Origin of the sequence: Bacillus sp. bc15 (genome assembly GCF_900142585.1) — a bacterium.
Taxonomy (GTDB): Bacteria; Bacillota; Bacilli; order Bacillales; family Bacillaceae_G; genus Bacillus_A; species Bacillus_A cereus.
The window spans coordinates 1-6,497 of the sequence record NZ_FRBJ01000029.1; the positions used below are offsets into that span (position 1 = coordinate 1).

The following is a 6,497-nucleotide window of genomic DNA, read 5'->3' on the forward strand; positions in this document are numbered from 1 at the left end:
GAACTTTCTTGTTGTTGAAACTCTTGGTTGCTATGCTGAAATTGTTTAAATGATTCTTTTTGCAACTTCTCTGAATCTGTTTCTTGTTGCGGGCTCTCAATGGCATTTTTAGCTTGTGAGATGTTTCTCTGCTCTGCTGTCTCAACATTTTTATCTAATTCCTTCATAGCACTCTCTTGTTGCCGAAAATTGCTATTTGATTTATCAGATGTGTTTTTTCTAATCAAGTTTCAGCAGCCCCCTCATTACTCATTTGCAGTTGCCTTCAAATGCTTAATTTCCTCTGGTTTTGTTGTCATAACCGGATATAAGGAATTGTTTTTAGGGAACTTATCCTTAAATGGTAAAATGACACCTGAATAAACAATTAAACCTTCGCCCTCTTTAGAGTTAGTTATATAGTTTGCTTGATAATCACTAATACCGAATTTACTTTGTAAAATTCTTCTATCACTTGTTGCTTGATTTAAAAGATAAACAAAGTCTGTATTATCAATGATCGTTTCAATCTTTGGACTGGATAATAAATCTTTAACGTTTTGCGTCATACCTGTTGGTATACCGCCCCATTTTCTAAATCTCTTCCAAAACTCTACACTATAATTTGCTGTTTGTTCTTCTGCTAAAAGCTTGTGGAATTCATCCATGTAATACCATGTCTTTTTATTTTTATTACGGTTTATTGTTACTTTGTTCCAAACGTGATCCTGTAGGACTAACATGCCCAACTCTCGTAAGTTAGAACCCAACTCTTTAATATTGAAACAAATCAAACGATTATTAACGTCAATAGTTGTACGATGGTTAAATACATTCAATGAACCATGAACATATAATTCTAATGCATCTGCTAATTCTCGCCCTTCAGCTCTATCGTTATTAACTAAAGCATTATATAAATCCTCTAAAATCGGTATGTTCTCAGGTGTTGGATTTTCAAGATAAGGACGATAAATAATACGAACACATTTATCTACAATTGTTTTTTGCTTTGCTGTTAGTCCCGATTTCCCCCCTGCAACTACTTCCATCAAGGTAATAACGAAATCCGTCTTGAAAGAAATTGGATTTTCGCCTTCTCCGTAATCTAATGAAATATCTAACGGATTAATATAATCCTTCGAACTTGTAGATATTTTAATTATTTCTCCACCTAGCCTGTAAACAAAGGGGGTATACTCCGCCTCTGGATCACAAATCAAAATATCATCTGTAGTTCTCAAGAAAGTATCTATTATTTCTCGTTTGGAAGAAAATGATTTTCCCGAACCAGGTGTACCTAAAACCAGACCATTAGGATTTTTAAGGGCCTTTCTGCTAACTTGAATTAGGTTATTACTTAGAGCATTTAAGCCGTAATATACAGGTTCTTGAGCTTCTTGGTATAGCTCTTGTGTAGTAAACGGTACGAATATGGCAGTAGATGAGGTTGTCAGTCCACGCTCTAAATCTGTTTCATTAATGTTTTCCCCAAGTGGTAAGGCACTGATTAAGGCTTTTTCTTGCTGCAGTTTCAGTTTTTTTAATGTACAATTTTGTTTTTGTGCGACAGAATTCAATCTGAAAATTGCATTATCTAAGCTTTTGCGATCATTTTCAAAAACTATAATAGTAAAGGTCAAATAGAAATATCTTTCATTTTCCCTTTGTAAATCTCTTAAAATTTTTCTGCTTTCTTCAACGTGCATATTTAAATCTGTTGGAAGAATATCCATGTCATAACCACTACGTAGAGCCTTCTTTTGTTCCTCGATTTTAATACTATCGAGGTCAGATGCTTTCGATCTAACCATTTTGACAGCCTGTTGTTGTCCAAGACTACGAATGTGCATACTAACAAGCATTTCAAGGTCTAAATCTAAAAAGTCTGCTAAAACTCGGTCTGATAATTCCGTTGCTTCAATTTTTAAATGTAAAGCAGCTGCATGCTTGTTATTCACTTTAAATTCATCTGCATAGGACTCAAAATCCATGTTTTTAGGTGCAATCAAATCTTTAGTTGTTCCACTACTTAGTTGTTCCTTTGATAAACTCTCTAATTCGATATAGTGCTTAGAATTATTATTTAACAGGTAATTAATAACTGATAATCGTTCAATACCATTTAATTCTTCTACTCCCACGCCTAATGTTTTAAAGTGATCTCTGATATTTTCTTCGATACTTGATAAACGTCTAACGGCATTGGTATAAGATTCATCTGTTATTGAAAAAACCAAGTACTTATTTCGGACAATACCATTATTTCCTTTTTGTCTTTGTTCCTCTAGAAATGAAAAGTATTCTTCTTGCATCGTTTCAAAATCTTCAATATTACTCATACTTTTGCTGTAAGCAAGTACTTCTTCATTCTCTTCACCATTCATACGATAATTGATAAAGCAAAATTGAATTTTAATAGTGTCATCGAATGAATTTAGTAGTGTACTATATTGTGCGAAAATCCTTTGTTTTATTTCATCTTGTGACAATTGATACGATATATCCGAAAAACGAATCATTCTGTTATAAGTTTTCTCTCCAACATGACAAACCCCATTCGGATACATCTTGTTGTAGTTTAATGTTTCTTGTGTGGTTTTTCTTATTGGACGTTTTGAATCAATTAGTTTTTGCAACGCTTGAAACAGATTGAGTTTTTCTAACCTTGCGTTTTTCATTCATCATATTCCTTTCTGCTGCAACTTTAACGTTTCTTTTTGATACTTTAAAGTATCTCTTTTGCGGATTCAGATATTTATATTCTAAATACAGCTTAATCCACGTTTCAGCAGGCATACCATCTTTGGTGAAGATTGTAGCGAAAATCGCTGGGCATGCTGTAAAGAAAAGACCATATAAAGCAATATCTACGCTAAAGCTTTTTAGTAAGAAAAATACTGGTAAGCTTATCGCTAAAGCAATTGAAAATCCGATCAATTGCCTTTTTGTTAACCCGAGAAACAATTTAGACTTTATGGTCTTTAACTCTTTGGGAATAGATACAACGAAATTATTATTCATTCTTATCTAACCCCTTCCTAAGTTCACTAGGCATATCTTTCAAAAATCTAAATTCCTCTATAAATAAGGCTCCTTGTAATGCCTTTTTACTTGGAAAAATGATTTTCATAAAGATAAACATAAATATAAATGTCCAAAGAATAAGCAGTGTAATATCAAGCAAACCTAGTAAGCCAACAACCTTTAAATCATCTGAAATAAACTTTGTTTCTGCATATTCCTTTAAATCATCAGCGCTTGCAAAAATTAAGTTGATTTCAATCAATGTTACTAGCCATGTTACTAGTGAAAGTACAACAAATGTAATTAGTAGCTTTTTATGTTTATTAATCCATAGTTTCATTTAAATTGCCCCCACTACAGATTTAGCAAGTGAATGTGTTCGTGTTAACGATACTACGAGAATCGCCATAGAAACGAGCATTAACATTAATCCAAATAGCCCATCTTTTTCAGCAGCCATTAAACCACTTGCTTTTTCGAGCAAGCCAGCATAAATAATTAAACAAACGAGCATGAAATATCCTTGAAGCATTAGAGCCAGTAAATTTTTAACATATGCTTGCCCAATACTTCCAATCCAATCACGATTTAAAAATGTTGCAAAAGGAATTGGAGCAACTGAAATGTAAAGCAAAATTGCAACCATACGACTCCAAGCGACTAAATAGATAACTATACACATAGCAAATGATGCGATTAAAGCTATAGCTGAAACAACCCACATTGATAAGGCAGCACCGACATCATTCTCTTTCATTGAATTAAGAAGATTATCTTTTATAGAATCAGGCAATTTTAGTGTCGAGGCTGGAATATGATCTGTTATCCATTTACCAAGATCGAATACAGCAAGTGTTATATCAAAAGAGTTAGTCAACAATAAAATCATTGCACTTGTTTTTATAATTAAAAACATTAATTGTCCCGTATCAAAATCACTACCGCGATTTTTCTCAACAACTAATTGATATAGTTCATAACAAAATATATACGTTAAAATGAGTCCCGCAACGGGCAGTATGGCGGTGTCAGATATGAACCTAAGATTATCAACAATTGTTTGTGAAAACTGTGTGGGTGTTTCTGAAACATTTGCCTGAACTGTATCAACGCTTTTTTGGAATAATCCGGTGATCCAACCAAGGAAGAGTTCTATACCACCTTTGAACATCTTAAAAAGCATTTCTAGGATAGCATCAACAATTGCATCCATCATCTATCTGTTCACCTCGTTCAGTTCAAATCAATATAAACGAGTTTATTTTCACCGTCTATTTTTTGAACAAGTTTTAATTGTAAACTTTTGTTTTTTGCATATTCATTTGGAATCGCTAATAATAATTTCCCTGTTTGTTCTGAAGTCATTTTGGCTCTCCAGTCGGTAGTAATATATTTTTGCTGATATGCTAAAAATTCATTCTGACTAGCTATTTCATTATCACCTATTACAAGCCCTGAACCTTTATTTAATAAATAGCCTTCATGTGACTTACTTCTCGCTTTTTCGTGTATTTCATGTTTCATATTTATAATTAGTAGTTTAAAATCTTTTTTGAGGTTTAAATTTTTATTACTTACATATTCGTTATACCGATCTCGAAGATCAAGTTCAGATGATTGATCAAAATCTTTCATTTCAACATTCGTAATGCTGCGAGTGAATCCAACTTTTTGCATTTCAATTTCATATTTACTATCTTTAAAAATATTGACTGGCAAGTTTACAGATTCATTCTTTTTAACACTTTTTATTGGTGTCTGCTGTTGTTCTTTTACAACATTTTCATTTTGACCACTACAAGCTGATAGCATCGAAACGAATAATATTAAGAATAAAGCTTTTTTTGTTAAATTCAGTGTAATATCCCCCTTACTTATTAAAATTTAGAATTGACGTGCATTAAATTTGTGAAATTTTTTATTACAATATAATGTAGGAAGTGTAGGGTGAAAGTATTGAGTACATCATATTAAATAAAAAAATAAATATGTTTTATTCTATTTTTTTAGCACTAAATATACTTGGTTCAAACAGATTTTCAAGGGGTTCTTGCAGACACAAGCTGATGGCCTCCGCTCTATTTGCATTTACTCCACTTTTACCAACCTCGATTCCATACAAGGTGTTTTCAGGAACATTGGATAATCGAGATACATCTTGAACAGTTAGCCCCTTGGATTCTCTAACTGTTCTTAAAATCGTTGAACTTTCATTCGGTATTTTAGCCAAATTACCACCCCCTTGTGTATATTTTATTGGATTAATAATCCAATGTCAACGAACTGTTGAATTATATTAAACTAAACGTTGTTTTATTTTAAACTTATATTAATTGAAAGGTTGATTTGATTGGAAAACAATACCTTCGGACAGAATCTTAGGAATTTAAGATTACTTAAAAAGCTTAGCTTAAATGCTTTGGGTAAAGAGTTAGATGTAACAGGAAGTGCAGTATCTGCTTGGGAACTTGGAAAAAAAGAACCCAACTTTGATATGCTAAAAAAAATTGCAAGCTATTTTATGGTTAGTACCGACTATTTGTTGAATCATCAAGTACTGGACAATGAAGAGCAAAAAAAGGAAGTTGTTACACAGTTGGCTCATAAATTGTACGAAAAAAGCAAGGATATTCCAGTATTCGAAGAGGAACTTCTTTCCTATATTAGTTACTTGGATTTCAAAAATAAATTTGAACATGCTGAATTACAAAATAACGAGATTAACAAAGATGAAAATAATAAGTAAACTACCTATCATGGAAAAGAAAAGAGCGTCTTTATTTTAAGATGCTCTTCCTCATTTATTTTGATTTTCACGTTCAATTTGATTTAACACACTTAAGATTTCATAGTAAAATTCCACAGGATTTTCTTGGCTACTTAAAACTTTTTCTAAAAGTTTTATTTCTGCATTCCTCAGCCCGGCTTGATCTAACGATTGATACATAACTCTTCAGCCCCTTATAACATACTGTTTAAGAATTTTCATTAGTCACAACAAGATGTTCGATAGTAATCCCTAATGCTTTAGCTAATTTTTCTAAGGTTTTAAAAGTTGGATTTCTTCTGATGCCATTTTCTATTTCTGAAATTGTAGATTGAGGGACACCTGATCTCCTTGAGAGTTTTGACTGACTCCATCCTCTACTTTCTCTGAAAAGCTTTATTTTATAAATAATGGCCACCTCCTCGAATCATTTCTTGCTATATATCTTTAATTTATCTGTTTACAGATAGTTTTAAAAATTCTTTTTTATCTTACAATTCTTTCCTGATTTAGAGAAGGGGCAAAAAAATACCCCTCCCCACGTGACCATTTTCATGGTAAAATTATTATTTATGACAAAAAATAGCAAAATAAAATAAAGGGCGAATTTCGCCCTTTATTTTATTTTGCTCAGAGTGTTGGGAAACCCTTTAGGGGTTCCCAACACTCTGTAATCATTTTGATTTTAGCGAATAAAAACAACATAAAATAATAGAGTTTCAAA

Annotated in this window: 10 protein-coding genes; 1 reads left to right on the forward strand and 9 read right to left on the reverse strand. The window is 32.3% G+C overall.

Features of this window, described 5'->3' with window-relative positions:
- The 7 genes from BUA87_RS29635 to BUA87_RS29665 all read right to left on the reverse strand — a co-directional run.
- Positions 1-227 (reverse strand): hypothetical protein (locus BUA87_RS29635; protein WP_142953293.1); only part of this gene is annotated, 227 nt, incomplete at its 3' end.
- A gap of 18 nt (positions 228-245) precedes the next feature.
- Positions 246-2,660: a VirB4-like conjugal transfer ATPase, CD1110 family gene (locus tag BUA87_RS29640; RefSeq protein ID WP_083530706.1), complete on the reverse strand. Its 2,415-nt coding sequence runs from the start codon at positions 2,658-2,660 to the stop codon at positions 246-248.
- Positions 2,602-3,003, reverse strand: a complete 402-nt coding sequence (locus tag BUA87_RS29645; protein ID WP_072941953.1) for a PrgI family protein — start codon at positions 3,001-3,003, stop codon at positions 2,602-2,604. Before BUA87_RS29645 ends, BUA87_RS29640 begins: the two co-directional genes overlap by 59 nt.
- Positions 2,996-3,346, reverse strand: coding sequence for a hypothetical protein (locus BUA87_RS29650; protein WP_050845610.1), 351 nt, complete (start codon positions 3,344-3,346; stop codon positions 2,996-2,998). The genes BUA87_RS29645 and BUA87_RS29650 overlap by 8 nt, the downstream gene beginning before the upstream one ends.
- Complete coding sequence (locus tag BUA87_RS29655) at positions 3,347-4,222, reverse strand: VirB6/TrbL-like conjugal transfer protein, CD1112 family (protein WP_050845609.1); 876 nt, start codon at positions 4,220-4,222, stop codon at positions 3,347-3,349.
- A 17-nt stretch (positions 4,223-4,239) separates the two neighbouring features.
- Positions 4,240-4,818 carry a hypothetical protein gene (locus BUA87_RS29660; RefSeq protein WP_072941957.1) on the reverse strand — a complete coding sequence of 193 codons (579 nt, stop codon included), beginning with the start codon at positions 4,816-4,818 and terminating at the stop codon, positions 4,240-4,242.
- Positions 4,819-4,999: 181 nt separating this feature from the next.
- Positions 5,000-5,236 (reverse strand): helix-turn-helix domain-containing protein, encoded by a 237-nt coding sequence (locus BUA87_RS29665; RefSeq protein WP_050845607.1) that lies wholly within the window; start codon positions 5,234-5,236, stop codon positions 5,000-5,002.
- Between the two features lie 120 nt (positions 5,237-5,356).
- Here BUA87_RS29665 and BUA87_RS29670 point away from each other — a divergent pair, with 120 nt between their 5' ends.
- Positions 5,357-5,752: a helix-turn-helix domain-containing protein gene (locus BUA87_RS29670; protein WP_072941960.1), complete on the forward strand. Its 396-nt coding sequence runs from the start codon at positions 5,357-5,359 to the stop codon at positions 5,750-5,752.
- Between the two features lie 51 nt (positions 5,753-5,803).
- Here BUA87_RS29670 and BUA87_RS31520 read toward each other — a convergent pair whose 3' ends face one another.
- Both BUA87_RS31520 and BUA87_RS29675 read right to left on the reverse strand, forming a co-directional pair.
- Positions 5,804-5,953: a hypothetical protein gene (locus BUA87_RS31520; protein WP_176524333.1), complete on the reverse strand. Its 150-nt coding sequence runs from the start codon at positions 5,951-5,953 to the stop codon at positions 5,804-5,806.
- Positions 5,954-5,981: 28 nt separating this feature from the next.
- Positions 5,982-6,191, reverse strand: a complete 210-nt coding sequence (locus BUA87_RS29675; protein ID WP_225989863.1) for a helix-turn-helix domain-containing protein — start codon at positions 6,189-6,191, stop codon at positions 5,982-5,984.
- Between the last annotated feature and the right edge of the window lie 306 nt (positions 6,192-6,497).

What these genes read in the sequence shown, in the direction of transcription:
- BUA87_RS29640 (WP_083530706.1), bottom strand. Translation starts at nt 2,660, where the DNA reads ATGAAAAACGCAAGGTTAGAAAAACTCAATCTGTTTCAAGCGTTGCAA.
- BUA87_RS29645 (WP_072941953.1), bottom strand. Translation starts at nt 3,003, where the DNA reads ATGAATAATAATTTCGTTGTATCTATTCCCAAAGAGTTAAAGACCATA.
- BUA87_RS29650 (WP_050845610.1), bottom strand. Translation starts at nt 3,346, where the DNA reads ATGAAACTATGGATTAATAAACATAAAAAGCTACTAATTACATTTGTT.
- BUA87_RS29655 (WP_050845609.1), bottom strand. Translation starts at nt 4,222, where the DNA reads ATGATGGATGCAATTGTTGATGCTATCCTAGAAATGCTTTTTAAGATG.
- BUA87_RS29660 (WP_072941957.1), bottom strand. Translation starts at nt 4,818, where the DNA reads ATGCTATCAGCTTGTAGTGGTCAAAATGAAAATGTTGTAAAAGAACAA.
- BUA87_RS31520 (WP_176524333.1), bottom strand. Translation starts at nt 5,953, where the DNA reads ATGTATCAATCGTTAGATCAAGCCGGGCTGAGGAATGCAGAAATAAAA.